25 protein-coding genes and 1 tRNA gene are annotated in these 20,716 nt (G+C 44.2%); 21 read left to right on the top strand and 5 right to left on the bottom strand.

Features of this window, described 5'->3' with window-relative positions; all coding sequences use genetic code 11:
* Positions 1-3 precede the first annotated feature (3 nt).
* The gene (locus PAP_RS03785) at positions 4-357 is read left to right on the top strand and encodes a DUF302 domain-containing protein (protein WP_048164770.1); all 354 of its coding nucleotides are present in this window, start codon (positions 4-6) and stop codon (positions 355-357) included.
* 168 nt (positions 358-525) lie between these two features.
* Here PAP_RS03785 and PAP_RS03790 read toward each other — a convergent pair.
* Positions 526-603: transfer RNA gene (locus PAP_RS03790), tRNA-Gly, on the bottom strand.
* A 92-nt stretch (positions 604-695) separates the two neighbouring features.
* Here PAP_RS03790 and PAP_RS03795 point away from each other — a divergent pair.
* The 12 genes from PAP_RS03795 to PAP_RS03850 all read left to right on the top strand — a co-directional run bounded on the left by PAP_RS03795 (position 696) and on the right by PAP_RS03850 (position 10,280).
* Positions 696-1,667, top strand: coding sequence for a beta-ribofuranosylaminobenzene 5'-phosphate synthase family protein (locus PAP_RS03795; RefSeq protein WP_048164771.1), 972 nt, complete (start codon positions 696-698; stop codon positions 1,665-1,667).
* A gap of 4 nt (positions 1,668-1,671) precedes the next feature.
* A complete protein-coding gene (locus PAP_RS03800; RefSeq protein WP_048164772.1) occupies positions 1,672-2,460 on the top strand; it encodes an N-glycosylase/DNA lyase in 789 nt (262 codons plus the stop codon).
* 244 nt (positions 2,461-2,704) lie between these two features.
* Positions 2,705-3,604 (top strand): ATP phosphoribosyltransferase regulatory subunit, encoded by a 900-nt coding sequence (locus PAP_RS03805; RefSeq protein WP_048164773.1) that lies wholly within the window; start codon positions 2,705-2,707, stop codon positions 3,602-3,604.
* Complete coding sequence (gene hisG / locus PAP_RS03810) at positions 3,585-4,202, top strand: ATP phosphoribosyltransferase (protein WP_048164774.1); 618 nt, start codon at positions 3,585-3,587, stop codon at positions 4,200-4,202. The genes PAP_RS03805 and hisG overlap by 20 nt, the downstream gene beginning before the upstream one ends.
* The gene (hisD, locus tag PAP_RS03815) at positions 4,192-5,325 is read left to right on the top strand and encodes a histidinol dehydrogenase (protein WP_048164775.1); all 1,134 of its coding nucleotides are present in this window, start codon (positions 4,192-4,194) and stop codon (positions 5,323-5,325) included. Before hisG ends, hisD begins: the two co-directional genes overlap by 11 nt.
* A gap of 5 nt (positions 5,326-5,330) precedes the next feature.
* Positions 5,331-5,861: an imidazoleglycerol-phosphate dehydratase HisB gene (hisB, locus tag PAP_RS03820; RefSeq protein ID WP_048165926.1), complete on the top strand. Its 531-nt coding sequence runs from the start codon at positions 5,331-5,333 to the stop codon at positions 5,859-5,861.
* Positions 5,862-6,449 carry an imidazole glycerol phosphate synthase subunit HisH gene (gene hisH, locus PAP_RS03825; protein ID WP_048164776.1) on the top strand — a complete coding sequence of 196 codons (588 nt, stop codon included), beginning with the start codon at positions 5,862-5,864 and terminating at the stop codon, positions 6,447-6,449.
* 1 nt (position 6,450) lies between these two features.
* A complete protein-coding gene (gene hisA / locus PAP_RS03830; RefSeq protein WP_048164777.1) occupies positions 6,451-7,134 on the top strand; it encodes a 1-(5-phosphoribosyl)-5-((5-phosphoribosylamino)methylideneamino)imidazole-4-carboxamide isomerase in 684 nt (227 codons plus the stop codon).
* Positions 7,134-7,889 carry an imidazole glycerol phosphate synthase subunit HisF gene (gene hisF / locus PAP_RS03835; protein ID WP_048164778.1) on the top strand — a complete coding sequence of 252 codons (756 nt, stop codon included), beginning with the start codon at positions 7,134-7,136 and terminating at the stop codon, positions 7,887-7,889. Before hisA ends, hisF begins: the two co-directional genes overlap by 1 nt.
* Entirely contained in the window at positions 7,873-8,505 is a 633-nt protein-coding gene (hisIE, locus tag PAP_RS03840) for a bifunctional phosphoribosyl-AMP cyclohydrolase/phosphoribosyl-ATP diphosphatase HisIE (protein ID WP_048164779.1), read from the top strand. Before hisF ends, hisIE begins: the two co-directional genes overlap by 17 nt.
* Positions 8,502-9,509 (top strand): histidinol-phosphate transaminase, encoded by a 1,008-nt coding sequence (hisC, locus tag PAP_RS03845; protein ID WP_048164780.1) that lies wholly within the window; start codon positions 8,502-8,504, stop codon positions 9,507-9,509. The genes hisIE and hisC overlap by 4 nt, the downstream gene beginning before the upstream one ends.
* A 36-nt stretch (positions 9,510-9,545) precedes the next feature.
* Positions 9,546-10,280 (top strand): HAD family hydrolase, encoded by a 735-nt coding sequence (locus PAP_RS03850; RefSeq protein WP_048164781.1) that lies wholly within the window; start codon positions 9,546-9,548, stop codon positions 10,278-10,280.
* Here PAP_RS03850 and PAP_RS03855 read toward each other — a convergent pair.
* Positions 10,277-10,540, bottom strand: coding sequence for an HAD hydrolase family protein (locus PAP_RS03855; RefSeq protein ID WP_048164782.1), 264 nt, complete (start codon positions 10,538-10,540; stop codon positions 10,277-10,279). The two genes, PAP_RS03850 and PAP_RS03855, sit on opposite strands and share 4 nt — an antisense overlap.
* A gap of 25 nt (positions 10,541-10,565) precedes the next feature.
* On the bottom strand, positions 10,566-10,859 hold the full coding sequence (locus PAP_RS03860; RefSeq protein WP_048164783.1) for an HAD family hydrolase: 294 nt from the start codon (positions 10,857-10,859) through the stop codon (positions 10,566-10,568).
* A gap of 325 nt (positions 10,860-11,184) precedes the next feature.
* Here PAP_RS03860 and PAP_RS03865 point away from each other — a divergent pair, with 325 nt between their 5' ends.
* The 8 genes from PAP_RS03865 to PAP_RS03900 all read left to right on the top strand — a co-directional run bounded on the left by PAP_RS03865 (position 11,185) and on the right by PAP_RS03900 (position 18,019).
* Complete coding sequence (locus PAP_RS03865) at positions 11,185-12,480, top strand: ABC transporter substrate-binding protein (protein ID WP_084177529.1); 1,296 nt, start codon at positions 11,185-11,187, stop codon at positions 12,478-12,480.
* Between the two features lie 40 nt (positions 12,481-12,520).
* Positions 12,521-13,282 (top strand): ABC transporter ATP-binding protein, encoded by a 762-nt coding sequence (locus PAP_RS03870; RefSeq protein ID WP_048164784.1) that lies wholly within the window; start codon positions 12,521-12,523, stop codon positions 13,280-13,282.
* Positions 13,275-13,991 (top strand): branched-chain amino acid ABC transporter ATP-binding protein, encoded by a 717-nt coding sequence (locus tag PAP_RS03875; RefSeq protein ID WP_048164785.1) that lies wholly within the window; start codon positions 13,275-13,277, stop codon positions 13,989-13,991. The genes PAP_RS03870 and PAP_RS03875 overlap by 8 nt, the downstream gene beginning before the upstream one ends.
* Positions 13,992-14,897 carry a branched-chain amino acid ABC transporter permease gene (locus PAP_RS03880; RefSeq protein WP_048164786.1) on the top strand — a complete coding sequence of 302 codons (906 nt, stop codon included), beginning with the start codon at positions 13,992-13,994 and terminating at the stop codon, positions 14,895-14,897.
* A complete protein-coding gene (locus PAP_RS03885) occupies positions 14,894-15,925 on the top strand; it encodes a branched-chain amino acid ABC transporter permease (RefSeq protein ID WP_048164787.1) in 1,032 nt (343 codons plus the stop codon). The genes PAP_RS03880 and PAP_RS03885 overlap by 4 nt, the downstream gene beginning before the upstream one ends.
* A gap of 111 nt (positions 15,926-16,036) precedes the next feature.
* Complete coding sequence (proC, locus tag PAP_RS03890) at positions 16,037-16,822, top strand: pyrroline-5-carboxylate reductase (RefSeq protein WP_048164788.1); 786 nt, start codon at positions 16,037-16,039, stop codon at positions 16,820-16,822.
* A 183-nt stretch (positions 16,823-17,005) separates the two neighbouring features.
* Positions 17,006-17,215, top strand: a complete 210-nt coding sequence (locus PAP_RS03895; protein WP_048164789.1) for a hypothetical protein — start codon at positions 17,006-17,008, stop codon at positions 17,213-17,215.
* A gap of 21 nt (positions 17,216-17,236) precedes the next feature.
* Positions 17,237-18,019 carry a hypothetical protein gene (locus PAP_RS03900; RefSeq protein ID WP_201769543.1) on the top strand — a complete coding sequence of 261 codons (783 nt, stop codon included), beginning with the start codon at positions 17,237-17,239 and terminating at the stop codon, positions 18,017-18,019.
* Positions 18,020-18,026: 7 nt separating this feature from the next.
* Here the strand turns inward: PAP_RS03900 and PAP_RS03905 are convergent, their stop codons facing one another.
* Both PAP_RS03905 and PAP_RS03910 read right to left on the bottom strand, forming a co-directional pair.
* The gene (locus PAP_RS03905) at positions 18,027-19,298 is read right to left on the bottom strand and encodes a UbiD family decarboxylase (protein WP_048164790.1); all 1,272 of its coding nucleotides are present in this window, start codon (positions 19,296-19,298) and stop codon (positions 18,027-18,029) included.
* A 42-nt stretch (positions 19,299-19,340) separates the two neighbouring features.
* The gene (locus PAP_RS03910; RefSeq protein ID WP_048164791.1) at positions 19,341-20,651 is read right to left on the bottom strand and encodes an SLC45 family MFS transporter; all 1,311 of its coding nucleotides are present in this window, start codon (positions 20,649-20,651) and stop codon (positions 19,341-19,343) included.
* Positions 20,652-20,716: the final 65 nt, after the last annotated feature.

The following is a 20,716-nucleotide window of genomic DNA, read 5'->3' on the forward strand; positions in this document are numbered from 1 at the left end:
GATATGATTAGGTTTGCAAGGGAAGTTAGTATGAATTTTGATGACGCTGAGAAGAAGTTCAAAGAAGAGCTCGAGAAGGAAGGCTTCAAAGTAGTTTTAGAGCTTCCGACGAGTGAAATCATCAAGAACAAAGTTGGCGTCGAAATGGAACCCTATAAAATAATGTACGTCTGCAACCCAAAGAAATTCTATGAGCTTACAAAGGAAAATTATGAAATCGGTTCATTTGCTCCATGCCCAGTGCTGCTCTACCAAAAAGAAGGTAAGGTTTACTTTGCCCTCAACACTCCAGAAGAGATAGTGGAGCTCATCAAAGAGCCTCTTGAGATTATCAAAGGTGTAATTGAGAGGGTCTGATTTTTTCTTTTTGTTTTAAATTCGCTTAAGAGAGACACGAAAAACCATTTTTGCTTCTATTTTTAAAAAGGCTCCTTGATTTTTAAATTTTCATGCTATGGCGTTTGTAATAAAACACCATAGGGGAGGTTATCTATGAGCAAAACACTCCATAAAAGGTTTTTAGAATGGTGCGGTGGCCGGGATTTGAACCCGGGCTTGCGGCGTGGCAGGCCGCAGTCCTAGGCCAGGCTAGACTACCACCGCGCTTGCCGCCGATAGATATTAGGAAATAGGAGTATTTATAAAGTTTTCGGTGATTTATAAATTAAGTTCTACTATCTTTGGGAGGGATGGTCATGATAATCGAAACACCAAAAAGGCTGCACTTGGGTTTGATTGATCCTTCTGCCACTCTTGGGAGAAGATTTGGGGCATTAGGGGTTGCACTCGAAGGAGGATATAAAATAAAGCTTGTTCCTCACGATGAGCTGAAAGTCAAAGGGCAACACGAAGACGAGGAGACCATTGAATTTGTGGTAGCAAAAATGAATGAACACTTTAGGACAGGGTTTAACTACATGGTAGAAATTGAAAAAGCTATCCCAAGGCACATTGGCTTAGGTTCGACCACTCAGCTGAGTTTAGCCGTTGGAATGGGGATAGCGAAGCTCAACGGTTTAAATATGGAGGTTGAAGAGCTAGCGCGCATCTTAAAGAGAGGAAGGAACTCCGGGACAGGCATCTATGCCTTCAAGTACGGTGGCTTCATTCTCGACGGAGGTGTTAAAGAAGGCATTGCACCTCTCATATTTAGGGAAGACTTTCCAGAAGAGTGGGCATTTTTATTAATAACTCCCGAAGCTAAGCGTGGTTTTGATGAGGAAGAGGAGAAGCCTATTATGAAGGGAGTAATGGGAAAACCAGAAGTAGCAAAAGAAATCGCCCACAGGATTTTGCTTGGTCTTCTTCCAGCACTCAAAGAGCGCGATATAAAAACCTTTGGAAGGCACTTAAGCGAGATCCAAACTTTGGTCGGCAAGCACTTTGAGGACTATCAAGGTGGTGAATTTAGGGAGGACGTTAAGCTGGTTTTGGAGTTTTTGAGAGAAAACACTTATGGGTTTGGCCAGAGCTCCTGGGGACCGACGGTCTACGGTCTAATAAAGAGAAGTGAGTATCAAAGCCTAAACGCCAAAGCCCACGACTTCCTCAAAGAGTATGGAATAAAGGCTCAAATAGAGCTTGGAGTTCCAAGGAACAGGGGAGCTGAGATAGTTGAGGGAAATGTATACATAATGAAGCTCATAAACAACGTGGCAAAAAGGTGAGCCTATGACACTCGACCGCTTCATTAAGGTGAAATACTCGGAGGATAAAGAAAGAATCGAGAAGCTTAAAGAAATTTTGAGTGAGCTCGGCTTAGAGTGTGCTCGGACTATAGAAGAAAAAGTTGACCTCCAGTTTTCCGCTTTGGAAAATCTTCACAAGAATTTAAACAATGATGAGCTTTTCATTAAACTCGTGCTTGCTAATGCTATCGTCTCCTACCAGCTTTCAGCAACCGGCGAAGAGTGGTGGTGGGAGTTCTCTCACTACTTCTCTACCAATGGAGATGTAAGGAGTATAAAAGAAGCTTATGCCGACTTTTTGCCCAATTCAAGGACGAACAGGCGCTTGGTTGGGGCCAAGATCAAGCGCTTAGAAAAGCTCGAGCCATTTCTTAAGGGAATGACTTTGGATAACCTTAGAGTATATTATGATAATATGCTCAAGCTGAGGGATGATTTGGCAAAAGCGTTAAACTCCAAGAGAGAGGCTAAAACAATAGTCTTTGCCGTTAAGATGTTCGGCTACGCTGCCAGGATAGCTTTTGAGGAGTTTAGGCCGTATCCAATGGAGATTGCCATTCCAGAGGACGTTAGAATAAATGCCTACACTAAACGCTTTACCAACGAGCCTCCAGCAAGCTTTTGGAGCAAAATAGCGGAGGAAGTTGGCATCCCTCCACTTCACATTGATTCAATAATCTGGCCTGTTTTGGGCCGCCATAATGAAATTAAGGAGCGCTTAAAGAGATACTGCGAAAAAGCGGAGCTTGTTTTTAAGCTTGCTGAGCTTTAGTTAAATTCCCATCTTGTCGAAATTTTTCCGTTAACTTTTTATACCCTACGAAAGACCTGAGAGCGGTGATAGCCAAATGTTGTATAAGTTAAATAAAAAAGCAGAGAACCAAGGAACAACGTTGAGAACATTCTCTTCTATCGCCCTTAGGGTGAGCTACTGCCATCATCATTGAAGGCTTTTCTCCTAGAAATGTTCAAGTTAGTGGATGGTTTTTAATCAACAACTCATTGGAGGGGTTATTTTGAAGAAGGATTTATTTTCCGAGTCTGAGCGCTTATCTGAAATAAGCAAATACCTGAGGAGAACCTTTGAGCTTTGGGGCTACAAAGAGATTTTCCTGCCGAGTGTGGAAGAGTACAGTCCTAATTTAAGGAGAGGCCTTAAAATAGCCTACAACAACGAATTTTACCTAGTAAAGCCGGATATGACGTCGCAAATAGCTTTTAACATGAAATCCCCGAAAGCCATGAAAATTTACTACATAAGCGAAGTCCTAAACGATATTCGGGGCAAGTGGCAGGCTGGGCTGGAGTTTATAGGTGGGAGCGAGGAATACATGGCTGTTGAGATTTTGAGCGTTGTGATAACGTCCCTCGAAGCTCTCAATATTCAGGACTTTTACATTGATGTAGGCAGCTTGGCTGTTTGGAGAAATGCATTGAGCGGAATGGAGAAATTTGAGAAAAGCATCTTCGAAGCATTAGCCAAGAGAAACTTTGGAATAATTGAATCTCTGCCAATAAGTGAAGAAAAGAAGGAAGAGCTCTGGCGTCTCTTTAACTTCAGGGGAAAGAAGAGCGGTGTGGAAAAGGTTGACAGGATAGTTGAAGCTTTAGGGGATGACAGAGTGTTCATTGATTTTGGCACAATAAGACCCCTTCCCTACTACGATGATGTAATCTTCGAGGTCTATTCTCCAAAGCTTGGAAAGCCAATCGGCGGTGGAGGAGGATACAAAATTGGTGGTTTAAGTGCCTTCGGCTTCGCCTTTAATTTGAAAGCTTTAGCTAAGCTCTACACAGGAAAGTTCGAAAAGAGTAGGAAAGTCCTCAAGGGGCTGGACTCCTACAGAGAAGCAAGGCGCCTTGTGAAGCTCGGCATTCCAGTGGAGGTGAGAGAGAATGAGGATAGTACTTCCTAAGGGGAGGCTGTTTAAGGATTCAGTGGAAATCTTAAGGAGAGCGGGGTTAGCCATTGAACCTCCTGAAAAGAGGGAGCTAATCAGCAGGGTTAATGGGTACGAGGTCATTTTGGCGAGGTCTTTTGATGTGCCCGTTTACGTTGAGCATGGGATAGATATAGGCATAGCAGGGAGCGATGTTGTTGAGGAGAGGGAGAGTGACGTGTTTGTACCTCTGGAACTCCCATTTGGAAACTGCCGCTTAAGCCTGGCTATGCCCAAAGAGAGCGTAGTTAGGCCGGAGGAGATGGAAGGTTATAGGGTTGCAACGAAGTACGTCAACATAGCTAGGAAGTTCTTTGAGCGCAGGAACGTTGATGTGGAGGTCATTAAGCTCTCGGGTTCGATTGAGGTCGCCCCTAAAGTGGGCATAGCCGATGCTATAGTTGACATAGTCGAGACAGGGAATACGCTAAGGGCAAACGGTTTGGTTGAAGTCGAGAAGATAATGGACGTTTCCGCCCTGCTTTTGGTCAATAGGGTCTCTCAAAAGGTTAAGTTTGAGGAGATAAACCAGCTCGTTTTAAAGCTTAAGGAGGTTGGTAGGAATGACATTTGATTTGGAGAAATATGTTGGAGAAGTCTTGAAGGATATTAGAGAAAGAGGCATTGAGGCCGTTAGAGAGTACTCAAGGAAGTTTGACGGCTACGATGGAGAGTTCTTGGTGAGAGAGGAGGAGTTTGAAGAAGCTGAGAGGCTGATTCCAGAGGAAGATAAACAAGTAATTGCGAGGACTATCGAGCGTGTTAGGAAATACCACGAGAAGCAGCTTGAAAATGATAAGCTCTACATAAAGAACGCATCGCTTTACGGCATAATCTACAAGCCAATTAGGAGGATAGGAATCTACGTCCCGGGAGGAAAGCCTCTCCCATCATCGCTCATAATGGCTGGAGTTCCGGCTAAGATAGCTGGCGTTAGGGAGATAGTCGTTACCATACCGCCGAAAGAGGGGAAAGTTAACCCATACGTCCTCTACGTTGCAAAGCTCCTCGGCATTAAAGAGGTCTACAAGCTCGGTGGAATCCAAGCGATTGGAGCAATGGCTTACGGCATTGGAATGAAGAAAGTGGACAAAATCTTTGGACCAGGTAACAAGTTCGTGAATGAGGCGAAGAGGCAAGTCTTTGGTGCTGTTGGGATTGACAGCTTAGCTGGTCCTTCGGAGATAGCGGTAATAGCCGATGAAAGTGCAAATAAAGATTATGTTCTTGCAGACTTGCTCTCCCAACTAGAGCACGGGAAAGACTCAAAGGCTTGGCTCCTCACGACTTCAAAAGAGTTAGCAGAATATTGTAACAAGGAAGGCGTTGAGGTTGTCTTGTGCGAAAGCTTGGAGGAGTGTGCGGAAAAGGTCAATGAGATTGCTCCAGAGCACTTGGAGATACTCACAAAAGAGCCTCTGAAGTTGGTGGACTTAATCGAAAATGCTGGGGCGATTTATTTGGGAGAATACACACCAGTCCCAGCAGCGGATTACTTCCTTGGCGTAAACCACGTCCTTCCAACGGGTGGAGCGGCCAAGTTTGGCTCGGTCTTAACGGTTATGGACTTTATGAAGCGGATAAGCTTAGCCTACGTGAGCAGGGAGGAGTTTTTGCAAGAGAGGTATTTAGGGATTCGCTTAGCGGAGATCGAGGGCATGGAACAACACAAGAGGAGCATGGAGATAAGGAGGTAGCATTGATGAGGCGCAAAACAAGAGAAACGGACATAACTGTCGAGCTCGGCAGTGAGGGAGGAATAAAGACTGGCGATAAAGTCTTTGACCACCTCCTCACTGCTTTATTCTTTTACATGCGTGAGGAGGTTAGTGTGAGCGCTGAGTGGGACTTAAGGCACCACCTATGGGAGGATTTGGGTATAGTCCTTGGAGAGGAGCTTAGGGAGAAAATTAAGGGCAGGAAAATAGCGCGCTTTGGAAATGCAATAATTCCAATGGACGATGCGTTAGTCCTGGTCGCCGTTGACATTTCAAGACCTTACCTAAACCTCGAGCTCGCCCCGGATGAGGGTGAAGAGGGATTTGAGCTCACTTTAGTTAGGGAGTTCCTCTGGGCTTTAGCGAGGACTCTCAATGCTACAATTCACGTGAAGCAGCTGAGCGGAGTTAATGCCCACCACGTCATCGAGGCGGCATTTAAAGGACTCGGCGTCGCTTTAAGAAAGGCTTTGAGAGAGAGCGAGCGTTTGGAGAGCACCAAGGGGGTGCTGTAAATGATAGCAATAGTGGATTTAGGGATTGGGAACCTGGCAAATGTTAGAAAAGCCTTGGGTGGAGTAATCACGAGTGACCCCTATGAGATTGAGAGGGCTGATAAGATTGTGCTCCCGGGGGTAGGGAACTTTGGAGCAGTGATGAAAAGGCTTGAGCCTCTAAAAGGGACGATCTTAGATGCGATCAATGAAGGGAAGCCATTCCTTGGTATATGCTTAGGGATGCAGCTTTTGTTTGAGTGGAGCGAAGAAAGCGAAGGGAAGGGCTTGGAAGTCTTTAAGGGCAATGTGGTGAAGTTTAAAGGTGTTAGAGTTCCCCACATAGGCTGGAATCAAGTTTTTCCTGCTAAAGAGTGCCCGCTCTTTGAAGGAATCAAGAACGGGAGCTACTTCTACTTTGTGCACTCCTACTACGTAAATCCCCAAGACAAAGAAGTGATTGCAGCTATAACGGACTATGAGTCAAAGGGGAATAAAGTAGTCTTTCCTTCAGCAGTTTGCAAAGATAACGTCTTTGGAGTTCAATTTCACCCAGAAAAGTCGAGCAAAAATGGGTTGAAGCTTTTAGAAAACTTCAGGAGGCTGTGAGATGAGGGTTTACCCTGCAATAGATTTAATGAGCGGGAAAGCTGTGAGGCTCTATAAAGGAAGAAAGGATAAAGTGAAAGTTTATGGAGATCCCGTAGAGATAGCTAAGGATTTTGCCAAGCTTGTGGACAAAATCCACATAGTGGACTTGGATGGAGCCTTTGAGGGAAAGCCAAAGAATCTCGACGTCGTGAGGAGGATAATAGAGGAGACGGGGCTGAATGTTCAAGTAGGTGGGGGCTTCAGGGACTATGAGAGCATAGCAAAGGCCTACTCAACTGGCGTTGAGAACGTCATAATAGGCACGAAAGCCTTTGACTTGGAGTTTTTAGAAAAGGTAACGCAGGATTTTGAAGAAATAACTGTAAGCTTAGATGCCAGAGGCGGAAGGATAGCTGTAAAAGGCTGGGAGGAGGAGAGCTCTATAACCGTTGAAGAGGCTTACGAGATGCTCAAAAAGTACGTTAATAGGTTCATTTACACGGCAATAGAAAAGGACGGCACATTGACGGGAATTGAAAAGATAGAGCGCTTCTGGGGCAGAGAGGAGTTCATCTATGCCGGTGGGGTTTCAAGCGTTGAAGATATCCTAAAGCTCAAAGAAATTGGGTTTTCTGGAGCAATAGTTGGAAAAGCTCTCTATGAGGAGAAAATAAGCTTAGAAGAGATTTTGGAGGTATTGTGATGCTCGCTAAAAGGATTATCGCTGCGTTGGACATAAAAGAGGGGAGAGTTGTAAAGGGGATAAAGTTTCAGAATATCAGAGATGCCGGAGATCCAATAGAGCTGGCAAAACGCTATGAGGAGGAGGGAATAGATGAGATAGTTTTCCTCGACATTACAGCATCATACGAAAAGAGGCAAATTCTCCTCGATCTGGTAAAGAGAATAGCTGAGGAGATTTACGTTCCCTTCACGGTTGGTGGGGGGATTAAGAGCGTTGAGGAGATTAGAGAAATAATAAAGAGCGGTGCCGATAAGGTTTTCCTCAACACGGCGGCTGTTGACAATCCAACGCTTATAAGTGAAGTAGCAAAAGTTGTTGGTTCAGCAAATTTAGTAATAGCGATAGATGCTAAATGGAATGGGAAGTTTTGGGAGGTTTATACTCACGGAGGAAGAAAAGCGAGAGGGATAGATGCAGTAGAGTGGGCTAAAGAGGTCGAATGTTTGGGAGCTGGTGAGATTTTGCTCACTTCTATGGACACGGATGGAACGCAGGAGGGCTTTGACATACCCCTAACTAAAGCAATAGTCGAGGCTGTTGACATTCCCGTTATTGCCTCTGGAGGTGCTGGAAGTCCAGAACACTTCTATGATGCATTTGAAATTGGTGCAAGCGCGGCTTTAGCTGCATCAATCTTTCACTATGGGAAGTACACCGTTAGAGAGCTTAAGGAGTATTTAGCGAGGAGGGGTGTGAATGTCAGACTTGAATGAGCTTATAAAACAGGTCAACTGGGAGAAAAGCGAAATAGTTCCAGTTATCGTGCAGAACGTTGATGGAGAAGTTTTGACTTTGGCTTATATGAATGAGGAGGCGCTGAGAAAAACTTTAGAGACAGGTTATGCACATTATTATTCCAGGAGTCAAAAGAGAATTAGGATGAAGGGTGAGGTTAGCGGGAACGTTCAAAAAGTTAAGGAAATAAAGATAGACTGCGACAGTGACGCTTTGCTTTTAATAGTTGAGCAGGTTGGCGTAGCTTGCCACACCGGCAATAGGAGCTGCTTTTACAGGAAATTGGGAGAACCAGAGAGGGAAGTTGGCGGGATTGACTATTCGTTGACAGTTTTGAGGGAGCTTGAGGAGGTCATAAAGCAGCGCAAAGAAAATCCAGAAGAAGGCTCTTATACTTCAAAGCTTTTCAAAGAGGGGAAAGAGAAGATATACAAGAAATTTGGGGAAGAAGCAGTGGAAGTCTTGGTCGCTGAAGAAAGAAAGAGAATAATTTACGAAACGGCTGATTTACTCTATCACCTCTTAGTTTTGCTCGCTTATAATGGGATAAGCTTAGGTGAAGTTATGAAGGAGCTTAGGGGGAGGAGAAGGTGAAGGTCAGTGAGATAGTTAAGGACTTTAAGCCGTATAAGGTTTTAGAGGGAAACTACAGGATTTGGCTCGATAAGAACGAGAACCCCTTTGATATTCCGACAGAGATTAAGGAAGAGATCTTCGAAGAGCTTAAAAATATCTCTTTCAACCGCTATCCACACATCACCGCTGATCCTTTAAGAGAGAGGATAGCCGAGTTTTTGGGGTTTGAAAAGGAAAACGTAATCGTTGGAAACGGGAGCGACGAACTGATAAGTCTACTTTTGAAGCTCTTTGAAGGTGACCACATAGTCATAAGCTCCCCGACCTTTGGGATGTACAGCTTCTTTGCGAAGTTTGAGGGGATTGATTTAGTTGATGTGCCATTGGATGGGCGCTTTAAGCTCCAGAACGTCGAGGACTACGCAGAAAATGCCAGGGCTATCTTTATCTGCTCTCCAAACAATCCCACGGGCAACACTCAAGAGAGGGAAAAGATAATAAGCGTCCTTGAAACCGGCGCTCCCGTGGTTTTAGATGAAGCGTACATAGAGTTTGCAGAGAGCAGCAACGTTGATTTGGTCAGTGAGTATGATAATTTAATAGTTCTGAGGACATTCTCAAAGGCTTTTGGGCTTGCCGGGATTAGGGTTGGCTATGCAGTCGCAAGTAAAGAGATAATAGACTACCTTAACAGGATTAAGCCCCCCTTTGCGCTGAACTCTCTTTCAATGAGGATAGCAGAGCTTATGCTTGACCACTATGATTTAGTTAAACAAAACATCAATTACATAATTAAAGAGCGCGAGCGCATCTATAAAGAGTTCAAAGACTACGCATATCCAAGCGAGGCAAACTTTCTGCTTATGCGCTTGAATGCCTATGAATTCCTTCTTGAAAGGGGCATTGTAGTGAGAAATTTCGGCGGAAGGCTGGACGGCCACATAAGAGTTACCATCGGCAAGAAGGAGGAAAACGACGAGTTGATTAAAGCATTGAAGGAGTTTTTGGAGAAAGAGTACTGATTGCCTGCATGAGCTATAATTTAGGGGGGTTAACTAATGAAGGAGCTAAAATGGCTAATCTTTGATGTTGACGGCGTTTTAATTGACGTGAGCGAGAGCTACGACTTGGCGACAAAGTTCACGGTGGAATACTTCCTAAAGGAGCTCGGCAGAGAAAAAGCTATTGACGTGGAAATTATAAGGAAGCTGAGGAGAAAAGGAGCATTTGGAGATGATTTTAAAGTCAGTGAGGCTTTAATATTATTTGCTCTAAACGGTGATGTAGAAGGGTTCGTTGAGCGTTTTCCAGAAGGAGAAGGAATAAAATGGGTCAGGGAAAGGTTTGGGACTATTGTTGAGCCGGAAGAAATTGAAAGAATTTTCAACACCTTTTACCTGGGCGAACACTATAAAGAGAGAGCTTTTGAGTTTGACGGCCTCTGGAAGAAGGAGAAACCGATAGTCAGGAAGGAGCTCCTTGAAAAAGCCGGAGAAAGGTTTAAGCTCGGCGTTGTGACGGGAAGGAATAAACTTGAGCTTAAATTAGCCGAGGAACTCATTGGCTTCCACTTTGAGAACGCCGTTACGAGAGAGTTTTATGTTAAACCGGATCCAAAAGCCCTCTGGCATCTCACAAAAGGTGAGGAGGGAATTTATATTGGGGATACAGTAAACGATGGCCTTCTGGTGGAGAATTACAAAAAGGAATATGGAAAGGATTTTGGGTTTATGATGATCGGCAGGGATGTAAGGGATGTAAATGAGGCGATGGAGAGGCTGTTGAAGAGTTAGAGGTGGAGAGGTTTAATAAGAGCGACCAGCTCGTTGATGTTTTTTGCGTAGATATCTGCATTTTTTACCTCTCTACCCACCGCAATGCTCAGATCTGCTTTATCGAACATTCCGGCGTCATTATGTCCATCTCCAATTGCCAGCACAAAACTTCCTGAAAACCTGTCAACAATCTCGCTTTTATCTTTGAAGCAAAGGGAGATGCCTTCAAATTTACCATTCTTAAAAAGTGCTTTGTTTGCAATAAAAATATCTGCCATCTCTTTAAACTCCGCCAAAACTTTCTCAAAGCATCCGCTCACTAGGACTATAAAAAAAGCCCTTTTCCTTTAAAATCCGTATAAGTTCCTCAGCTTTCGGATTCACTTTAGCTTTAGGTTTTAGGAACGTCTCAGCATCTACCCCTTTAATAAGCTCCACCCTTTTCAGCAGGCTGTCAATCCATTCAACCTCTCCCAAAATGCCTTTTTCTAAGAGCTCTTCGATTTTTGGGTTCCCAACTAGCCTTGAAATCTCCCTCCAGAATTCAAAAGGAGTTAATGTCCCTTCGATATCAATAACGGCTATTTTTCTCCTCATGGTGGCGTATAATTGAGGACAGTCTAAAAATGTTGCCCCGCCTTTTGAGGGAGGAACGCTAAAAGTGCACGTTCAGGCCCTTTAAGAAAATGATTGGCTACTACAGCATTGTTTTATACTTATGCCGTTTTAACAGTTTCTATTGTCATAAGGTGTTGTTATGTGTTTACAGCGGACAAAATAAGGTAGGGGCGGTCTGTTTTATAATTACTCCTCGAAGTTTTATAACCAATAGGAATATTTAATACCAAAAAACATGTCGAAAAATATATAAAGCCTTCCCAATGTACATGAGAGGGCAAAGTACAAAGATGGAGGGATGGTCATGAAAAAGGTATTGGCAATACTGGTGGTTGGTTTGATTGTGTTTTCCCTTGGATGCATAGGGGGAGGAGAAAAAACGCAGACAGAGACATTAACCGGTGCACAGAAGGATGGTGATGTTCAGGTTATAAAGATCGGCCTCCTGACTGACCTCTCGGGGCCTGCAGCATCAAAAGGTCAGATTGTCAGAAACACGGTCGAACTAGCGGAGGAAAACATAAACAAATACTTTGGAGAGAAAGGACTGCCGTATAGGGTGGAGGTACTCATCGAGGACACAAGAGCAGACCCAAAAGCTGCACTCGAAAAGCTTCAAACACTCAAGGCGCAGGGTGTTAATGCTGCGGTTGGACTCTACTCAAACGAAGTCAGAAATGTTCAGAAATACGCAACTTCAAATAAGATTATACTGATATCCCCCTCATCAACCGCACCTCCAAAGCTTATAGGCTTTACAAAGCCAGAGGAGAAGAAGTTCATCTTCAGGTTTGTTCCAACAGACCTCTTCCAGAGCAAAGTGATTGCCACAGAAATCGAGCAATTAGGGCTCAAGGGAATAGTGATAGCCTACAGAGGAGATGCGTGGGGTAAAGGACTCCGGGATGCACTTGTAGGGGAAATTGAAAGCAAAGTAGAGATAGGGGTCAACGTTGAATATCCAAGTAATCCAACACCTGCAGACTGGTCACCATATATATCCAAGCTCGAAGACGGAGTTAAGGAGCTCATCAGCAAATATGGAAAGGACAATGTTGGAGTCTGGGCAGTTGGATTTGACGAAGTTGCAACGCTATTAACCCAGATTCCAGATGATTCAGTCCTCCTCCAAGTTAAGTGGATTGGCACAGATGCAATGGTCGGAAACCAAAAGATAATTGAAGAGACTAAAGGCAAAGCAGTAAAGGTTGGATTGTTCTCAACCCAGTTCTATTCCGAGAGTGATGAAACTACAAAGCTGAAGGAGACGTTTAAGGCAAAGTTTGGAGGGGAGCCAGATCAGTACGGATTGAATGCTTATGATGCCACATGGGTGCTTGTATTGGCCTATGTTGAGGTACTTAAGGAGAAAGGAAGCTACGATCCGGATTTGATGGTTCAAAAGATTAAGGAAGTCCTTGAGAAGTACAACAGCGGTGCCTATGGTGTTGAGCCTGTGACGGGAACCATAGAGCTTGACGAATGGAACGACAGGGCAAGCGGTGACTATACAATATACAGGGTTACAGAGGGCGGATGGAAGCTTATTGGGGCATGGAAGTCAGACACCGGCAAAATCGAGTGGTTTGAGAAGCCTTGATTTTCTCTCTTCTTTTAAACTATTTTATGAGGTGTTTTCTATGGCGCTGCTAAGGACTGAGAACCTTTCAAAGTCATTTGGTGCTGTGAGAGCTTTGGATAATGCTAGTATAACCGTTGATGAACACGCGCTCACGCTCATAATAGGTCCAAATGGTAGTGGGAAGTCAACTTTAATCAACGTCATCTCAGGCTTTTTGAAGGCTGACAGCGGGAAGGTGGTATTTGAGGGAAAGGACATAACAAACAAATCCCCAAACGAAATCTACAGCTATGGAATAGTTAGGACTTTCCAAACGCCACAGCCGCTCAAAGAGATGACTGTTTTAGAGAACCTGTTAATAGCGGAGAGGCACGTGGGAGAAAACATCAGAACTGCTTTAAATTACAAAAAGTGGCTAAGGCAGGAAGAAGAGCTCGTTGAAAGGGCATATGGGCTGTTAAAGTTCCTCAAGCTTGACCATCTTTGGGATCACAAAGCCGGCTCTCTAAGCGGTGGACAGATGAAACTCCTTGAGATAGGGAGAGCGTTAATGACGAACCCAAAGCTAATAGTTATGGACGAACCAATTGCGGGTGTTGCTCCTGGTTTAGCTCACGAGATATTTAACAAGCTCGTAGAGCTGAAGAAGCAGGGAATCACGCTCTTAATAATTGAACACAGGCTAGATATAGTTCTCAAGTATATTGATTATCTCTACGTCATGTTCAATGGTCGCGTTATAGCGGAAGGTAGGGGCGAGAAGGAAATAGAGAGAGTTTTGAGCGATCCAAAGGTCGTGGAGGTGTACATAGGTGATTGAGACAAAAAAGCTTAGTGCCGGTTATGGAAAGCTGCAGATTTTATTTGAGGTTGATGTGGGCGTGAGAAAGGGTGAGATTACAACAATCGTGGGGCCTAATGGAAGTGGAAAATCAACATTCCTAAAGACCCTCTTCGGACTGACGACAATCTATTCAGGCAAAATATACTACAAGGGTGAAGACATTACCAATGTTCCACCATATCAGAAGACCTGTCTTGGGATAGCTTATCTCCCTCAGACAAACAACGTTTTTGCAAACTTAACTGTAGAAGAGAACCTCAAGATGGCCGGATACACAGTTCCAGATGAAGAGCTCAAAGACAGGGTAGATTTGGCCTTAAGCGTCTTTCCGGAGATACAAGGATTGCTCAAGAGAAAAGCAGGAACTTTGAGTGGTGGACAGAGACAGTTCTTAGCTATGGCCACAGCTTTAGTTAGGAAGAGCGAGCTTTTGATGCTCGATGAGCCAACTGCACAGTTATCCCCTAAGCTAGCTGAGACTATATTCAACAAAATAGTGGAGCTCAGGGATGATTATGGACTGACGATCCTCCTAGTCGAGCAGAATGCAAAGAGAGCTTTGGAGATAAGCGATAGGGGATACATGCTCATAAGCGGGAGGGTCGCGTTTGAGGGTAAAGCGAGAGACCTGCTTGAGCATGAGAAGTTCCAGAGCTACTTCTTGGGATTGGTGGAGGTGGAATAGATGGGAGTGCTTGAAGGAGCCTTAACCTATGCAAACCTCCTGGTGCTTTTAAGCTTGGGTTTAACGCTTACCTACATAACCACTGGAGTCCCCAACTTTGCTCATGGCTCATTCGCAGTCATTGGTGCATATTTTGCATTTACCGTGTTTAAACTGCTCGGCATTAACCCCTATCTTGCGATTCCGCTATCCTTCATCATGGGGGGAATAGTTGGGGTTGTAACATACACGATCATACTTAAGCCTCTCATAAAAAGAAACGCCTCACTTGAAATGCTGATGATAGCAACACTTGCCTGGGACATAATACTTTTTGGAGTTATAGGGGCCTTTGCTGAAAGCATAAGCACTGTGGTCAAGAGCTCTGCGACACAATTCGTCTTCACGTACCTTGATTTCACTATTGGAGGAATTCCTGGAAGGCTAATAGTGTCATCTCTGCTAATCCTACTGACGCTCTTTGGATTGTACATACTACTCTACAAAACGAAGTTCGGAATAGCATTGAGGGCTTCAATGGAAAATCCAGCACTTGCAGAGGCGATGGGTATCAATGTTGAGAGCACAAGGTTGTTTTCATGGTTCTTGGCGGGGGCACTTGCAGGAACGGCAGGTTCAGTTTTGCCCTTCCTTCAAGAGATAGTTCCAGCAACAGGAGGTCTCATAATAGTGTCAATCTTTGCCGCGAGTATAGTAGGTGGTCTACACCACATTGCAGGTGCATTGGTTGGAGGTTACGTTATTGGACTCTCAGAGTCTCTAATAACCTATGGACTTTCCTCAATCTTTGGTACTGGAGTGTTAGTTTACGGAAAGGTTGTTTCACTATTGATAATGATAGCCACCTTGCTGATGACGCCTGAGGGAATAACAGGGACAAAGCTTTGGGGGAGGTTGGTAAAGTGATAGGCGAGTTGATTCAGCTGATACTCGTGTGGTTCGGCATATACTTAATTGTCAACTTAAGCCTTAACATGGAGTTCGGTAACGGAGGAATACCAAACTTTGGAAGGCACTTCGCTGTCATCATTGGTGCAATAACTTTGGGAGGAATAGTGAACAGGTTATTAATGCTCGTCTTTGGAGTTCATGGAAATATAATAGATGCGAGTACCGAAGTGAGCGCAAAGGCAAATGAAGTCATAGCACAGCATCCAATCTATGGCCTTGGATTACTAATCTTTACATTAGCTTTAGCATTCATAATTGGATTCCTTACTGGGTCAGTGTTTATATTGCCAAGTGCAAAGCTCAAGGAGGACTACTTAGGTGTTACGCTATTGGCAATTGGTGAGGTCATATTCTTTGTGACATACTACACACCTTCACTAATAGGAGGCTACTACGGTGCCTCAGTACCAGACATCTTAGCATTTATCCCAGGAGAAAAGAGAGATCTAGTATTTGTAGTCATAATCTTAGCTATAGCACTCTTGGTGTATTTCCTCGTTGAGAGGCTCATCAACACCCCCTATGGAAGGTTAATAAGAGCCATGAGAGAAAACGAAAACGTTGTAATAGCATTTGGAAGGGACATCATGCGCATTAGAATGAAAACCGTGGCATTAGGGTCAGGAATAGCAGCAATGGCTGGGGCATTGTATGGATTTTATTCAGCAAACATCATAGGGAGTGCATTTACAAGGATCGAGTGGACTTTCTACCCGTTCCTTATGATACTCGTAGGTGGAAAAGGAAACAACAGGGGAGTTGCCTTTGGAACATTTGCTTTCATTCTCATGAAAGTGCTCATAGAAACATACAAGTTCCAGATAAAGGCATTCCTACACTTACCGTTTGAGGCGGTGTGGCTTGAATACGTTCTCTTTGGAGTGCTGGCACTGATGGTTATCCACCACAGACCGGAGGGCATCCTCAGGGAAAGCTCCATAATAACAGAGCCTGTAAAGAATCTGAAGAAAGCAAAGGCTTGACTTATCTCCTTTCTTTTTTAAGGCCATATTGTCAGAAATCCAAAAACATTCCGAAAAATGTTATAAACCATGACAAAATGCCACCACTAAGCTGACACTAGGTGGTGAGTTATGAGGATAGCCGTGATAGGAACTGGAACTATAGGGAGTGCCGTTGCAAAAGCCCTGGCTGAAGAGGGGTATGGAGTGGTGGCAACAAGGAGGAAGGTCGAGAAGGTGAAGTGGCTTGAGAATTACGGGATTGAGGTCTCGAATGATAATAAAGCCGCTGCTGAAAAAGCGGATGTAATTATTCTCGCGGTAAAGCCAAACAAGGTCAGGAAAGTCCTTGAAGAAATAAATCCTGCTGTTAAAGGGAAAATTCTCATTTCATTTGCCGCGGGTCTCTCGCTGAACTTCCTTAAGAGGCTGACAGCTGCAAAACTTGTGAGAGCAATGCCAAACATAGCAATCGTCGTGAAGGAGTCTTTTACCGCATATACAGCTGATGATTTGAGTAAAAAGGAAATTGAGCTTGTTGAAAAGATATTTAATGCCTTTGGCAGGTGTGTTAGAGTTGACGAAGAGTATATGGATGCTATAACCGGATTGAGCGGTTCCGGGCCGGCCTATGCATCGGTATTTCTTGAGTCGTTGATATATGGCGGATTAAAGGTGGGTCTCCCAAGGGACACTGCACTTTTAGCGGCTGCTCAAACACTTTTAGGCACGGCAAAGCTTTTGCTTGAAACCAACCTCCATCCAGCTCAGATAAGGGATATGGTGATAACTCCAGGAGGAACTACGATAGACGGCATCTTTGAGCTTGAAGATAGCAGAGTGAGGACGGCAATAATGAAAGCCGTGGATGCCGCGACGAAGAAGTCGAAGATTTTGTCGCTTGAGATTGGAAAATAGATGCTAATCTTAACCTTTTCTTTAGATTCATTCTTTTGTTTCCGCTGCTTTTTGCTAAATCAACTGGAATTATGTGGTTGAAAATTATTAAAATCACAGGGAAGTAAAATTACCATGCAGCATGGAAAAAGTTATAATGGTTGAAAGCTTATTATGATGCGGAATCTACTAGGGGGGAAATTCATGAAAAACAAGCGTTATGTTCTTTTTCCATTTTTGTTGGGATTGACTTATGGTATAAGTGTATTTTCAGTTTGGTGGGTTTTCAAGCTGGGCAGGTACCTCCCTAATGCTGTTAATAATTTAATCGTGATATCTGCAAATCTTGTCCCAATAGCCGGCGGAATTGTGAGCTTTTATCGCCTTTGTAAGGGTGGTGATGAGAAAACATAACTCATGGGTGGGTGATTGGTGGTGAGGAAGTCCCGCTTAGTCCTTTTGATCCTTTTAAGTGTGGTTGTGGCATTTAAGATACTCCATCAGCCTGTTATTGGTTCTTATGATTTTCACGAAACATACAACCTCAGCTGGGGAACTGTAAAAGCCGACACCATCGTAAAAAAGACTGTAATCCCAGAAGTCGTTTTAAAGATTTCTTCTAAAGTAACGCCGATAACCAAAAACAGGACTGCAAAGGCTGTGGTAGTCCACTTTAAAGCCTTCTCCAAGGATGGTAAAACTCTCTGGGAGTACGATTCAATCACTCCCTACTTGTGGAAGACGATAGATGATGTAATTTTCAGAAAAAGCGGATTTGCCGAGCCCTTGATTATGGTTTCAAACACGAGCAGTTATCTCTTCATTGTTGAGGTTCATTCGGCTCCGCGTGAGGTGCCTTTTGTCAGGCGTTGGGTTGGTGAAGATTGGGTTTACGTATTTGGTGAGAGAGGGCTCGTTAAAAAATTGAGCCTTGGAAAGAATCCCTGGCCGAAGAGGAATGTTTTCATATCATCAGCCGGGAATTACACTATTTTGGGGTTTGAGCAACCTCAGGGAGATGGTTCTCCCGCATATGGGAGGGTTTTAATTTTTAACGGTTCGGAGGTTATTTTTGATAAAACCTTCCCCTATGATCCGAACTGTTTGTGTTATGTGATTCCTGGTTGGGGGCGCATTAATGAGGAAGGATACTCAACCTTCGGCCTCTACACAGGCACAGGAATCTACAACGGCACATTCACCTACAAAAAAGGGTAAAAGGAGCTCACTCCAGCCTCGCCCTCTCAAACTCTTCCTTTCTATCCAAGGGCTTTGTGGCATCAATGCCCCACTTTGTGGTGAAGCCCTTCTCCCCCGAGGGATCGAGGGAAGAACCTCTCGCATTTGGGATTACAACGAGGTCTTTATCCGCCTGGAAGCGAGTAGCTATTGCCCATTCCACCTCGCGATCGTCGTATATGTTTATATCCTCATCCACCACAACAACGTGCTTTAGCGAAGGATGGCCTGTGAAGGCAGCCAAAATAGCGTTTTTACCATCGCCGTCGTGCTGCTTTGTGATGCTTACAACGGCATGAAGCCACATAGCTCCACCTTCCGTTAGTCTTACTCCGTGAACCTTTGGAACGACCTGCTTAACACTTCTGTAAATTTGAGGCTCCTTTGGAAGACCCATGAGCATGTAGTGCTCGTAGCCGCTTGAAAGCAAAGCATGGAAAATTGGCTCATCCACATGGTACATCCTCTCAAAGACCACAACAGGCTGCTCTCTAACTATGTCGTAGGTGCTTGTTATGTCAACGAAGGGACCTTCCTTGTCAAGCTCAGGCAGAATCTTTGCCTCAAACACGAATTCGCTCATAGCCGGGACTTCAATGCCGCCCACGCTGACGACTTCGAGCGGCTTTCCAAAGGCCATCTCACTCATAGCCGAGGCAATCTCAAGCTCGCTCACTCCATAAGCTACGCTCGTTGCTCCAGCCAAAAGGACGTGAATTGGATTTCCAACGATTATTCTAACATCAAGCTCTTCACCGTGCTCTTTAGCTTCACGCCACATGGCATATAAATGCCTTGGCACAAGTCTAATTGTGACGCTTTTGTCATCGCGCACCATCATCCTGTGGAACGAGAGGTTTACAAAGCCGTCCTTATCTTTTGCCACAACTATTGCTGAGGTGAAGTATTGGGAGGCATCTTTTGGGAAGTAGTGGGGAATTGGGAGCTCTCTAAGGGAGAAGTCTCTCGTTGAGTTCTTCATGAATTCGGCCTTTTCAACTACGTTATAGGGCTTAGGTTCATCGCTCGCCTTGGCCAGGAAGTGAACTATATCCTCCTTTTTAATGCCGAGATACTTGGCAATCCTCTCCCTCGTGGCCCATATGTTGCTTGCGACCTCCCAGCCATCCACATCTTTAAAGAGAAGCGGTTTATCCTTATATTTGAGCATATACTTTGTAATCTCCACTTTTTTGCTAACTGGTTCCTCGATGACTATGAGCTCATCCTTAAACATCTCAAGTATTTCTCTAAGCATAAGCACCACCGGAGAAAATTTGGAAGGAAAAAATAAAAACCTTTAGTCCATATCTGGAATCAGCTCGTATATGTCCCCTACTTTACCTTTTATGTCTCCTCTCTTAACAAACTGCAGTGTTATCAGTGAAAGGACGAAGAACGCGGTTGAGAACACTAAGAGAGAGTTGTAGCCGAGATGGTCAATGAAGATTCCCGCCAATGGTGGGGCGAAAATATTTGCTGCCTGTGATGAGAAGTAGTATAAACCAGTGTAGCCACCAAGTTTTTCCTCAGTCGTCATATCTACAACCGTTGGGAGGGAATTTACGTTAACTAATGCCCATCCAATGCCGCCTAAGAAGAAGAGTGCCGAGTAGGCCATTACTAAAGTGTTGCCGCTCAAGTTCATGCCTATATAGAAGCCGCCAACCATTGCGAGCGCTATCATTATAAGGCCAATTGTCATGCTTCTCTTTCTCCCTATCCTCCCGCCGATGAATCCTGCTGGAATTGAGAACAGCAGGAAACCTAAAGCCACGAAGCCTATTATTAGTGCTCCCGTGCTCTCTTTTATGCCGAGCTCAAACTTCGCATAGCTCGTAAAGAACGTTTCCAAAGCGTTAAATCCTATGAACCATAGAAATATTGACAGCAACATGAAGAGCAAACTCTTCTCATGGCTTGCAAAGACATCTTTAAGGTTCTCCTTGAGCTCACCAAAGCTCTCCTTGCTCGTCTTCTTCAGGAGCTCCCTAAAAGCTATTTTCTCCCCTAAGGGTTTTCTAAACTCTTCCGGCTCAGGGACGAAGAGTATAACAAGGAGATTTGCTAAAAGCATAAGTGCTCCGCCCACGTAAAAGGGTAAAGCATAGTTGATGTCGTAAAGAACCTTTCCGCCGAAGTAGACGAAGAGAGCTCCAAGGCCACCCATGAAGTTTATTATTCCATTGGCTTGACTCCTAAGCTCCGATGGTGTTATGTCAGGCATGAATGCTATTACTGGAGACCTAAAAAGCGCCATTGAAAAGTTCATCAAAATTATCGTTCCCATTATTAGAGCTAAGTTCTCATGCTCTCTCGCAAAAGGAATCAGCATGAAGAAAACCATTCCTAAAGGTGCCCCTATCATTATGTACGGCTTCCTTCTTCCCCAACGCGTCCTCGTTTTGTCGCTCAATGCTCCTAGATATGGCAGCATTAAAATCGCGAAAATATTATCGATGACCATCACAATTCCGATCAGGAACGAGCTTAAAGCGAAGTCCTTCAAGAATATGGGCACGTAAGCGTTGTAGAGAGACCATATGATGCTTATTCCAAAGAATCCAAACCCAAGGAGGAATATCCTCTTATAGCTGAACTCCCCATTCATTTTAAGCCCTCCTTTCAATAATGCACAAAAATATGCGCTGATGTATATTAAATACTTTTTGGGGA

Origin of the sequence: Palaeococcus pacificus DY20341 (genome assembly GCF_000725425.1) — an archaeon.
In the GTDB taxonomy this organism is placed as follows: domain Archaea; phylum Methanobacteriota_B; class Thermococci; order Thermococcales; family Thermococcaceae; genus Palaeococcus; species Palaeococcus pacificus.

What these genes read in the sequence shown, in the direction of transcription:
- hisH (WP_048164776.1), top strand. Translation starts at nt 5,862, where the DNA reads ATGATAGCAATAGTGGATTTAGGGATTGGGAACCTGGCAAATGTTAGA.
- PAP_RS03895 (WP_048164789.1), top strand. Translation starts at nt 17,006, where the DNA reads ATGAAAAACAAGCGTTATGTTCTTTTTCCATTTTTGTTGGGATTGACT.
- hisA (WP_048164777.1), top strand. Translation starts at nt 6,451, where the DNA reads ATGAGGGTTTACCCTGCAATAGATTTAATGAGCGGGAAAGCTGTGAGG.
- PAP_RS03850 (WP_048164781.1), top strand. Translation starts at nt 9,546, where the DNA reads ATGAAGGAGCTAAAATGGCTAATCTTTGATGTTGACGGCGTTTTAATT.
- PAP_RS03905 (WP_048164790.1), bottom strand. Translation starts at nt 19,298, where the DNA reads ATGCTTAGAGAAATACTTGAGATGTTTAAGGATGAGCTCATAGTCATC.
- PAP_RS03795 (WP_048164771.1), top strand. Translation starts at nt 696, where the DNA reads ATGATAATCGAAACACCAAAAAGGCTGCACTTGGGTTTGATTGATCCT.
- hisB (WP_048165926.1), top strand. Translation starts at nt 5,331, where the DNA reads ATGAGGCGCAAAACAAGAGAAACGGACATAACTGTCGAGCTCGGCAGT.
- PAP_RS03910 (WP_048164791.1), bottom strand. Translation starts at nt 20,651, where the DNA reads ATGAATGGGGAGTTCAGCTATAAGAGGATATTCCTCCTTGGGTTTGGA.
- PAP_RS03870 (WP_048164784.1), top strand. Translation starts at nt 12,521, where the DNA reads ATGGCGCTGCTAAGGACTGAGAACCTTTCAAAGTCATTTGGTGCTGTG.
- hisIE (WP_048164779.1), top strand. Translation starts at nt 7,873, where the DNA reads ATGTCAGACTTGAATGAGCTTATAAAACAGGTCAACTGGGAGAAAAGC.
- PAP_RS03800 (WP_048164772.1), top strand. Translation starts at nt 1,672, where the DNA reads ATGACACTCGACCGCTTCATTAAGGTGAAATACTCGGAGGATAAAGAA.
- proC (WP_048164788.1), top strand. Translation starts at nt 16,037, where the DNA reads ATGAGGATAGCCGTGATAGGAACTGGAACTATAGGGAGTGCCGTTGCA.
- PAP_RS03865 (WP_084177529.1), top strand. Translation starts at nt 11,185, where the DNA reads ATGAAAAAGGTATTGGCAATACTGGTGGTTGGTTTGATTGTGTTTTCC.
- PAP_RS03860 (WP_048164783.1), bottom strand. Translation starts at nt 10,859, where the DNA reads ATGAGGAGAAAAATAGCCGTTATTGATATCGAAGGGACATTAACTCCT.
- PAP_RS03785 (WP_048164770.1), top strand. Translation starts at nt 4, where the DNA reads ATGATTAGGTTTGCAAGGGAAGTTAGTATGAATTTTGATGACGCTGAG.
- PAP_RS03855 (WP_048164782.1), bottom strand. Translation starts at nt 10,540, where the DNA reads ATGGCAGATATTTTTATTGCAAACAAAGCACTTTTTAAGAATGGTAAA.
- hisG (WP_048164774.1), top strand. Translation starts at nt 3,585, where the DNA reads ATGAGGATAGTACTTCCTAAGGGGAGGCTGTTTAAGGATTCAGTGGAA.
- hisD (WP_048164775.1), top strand. Translation starts at nt 4,192, where the DNA reads ATGACATTTGATTTGGAGAAATATGTTGGAGAAGTCTTGAAGGATATT.
- PAP_RS03880 (WP_048164786.1), top strand. Translation starts at nt 13,992, where the DNA reads ATGGGAGTGCTTGAAGGAGCCTTAACCTATGCAAACCTCCTGGTGCTT.
- hisF (WP_048164778.1), top strand. Translation starts at nt 7,134, where the DNA reads ATGCTCGCTAAAAGGATTATCGCTGCGTTGGACATAAAAGAGGGGAGA.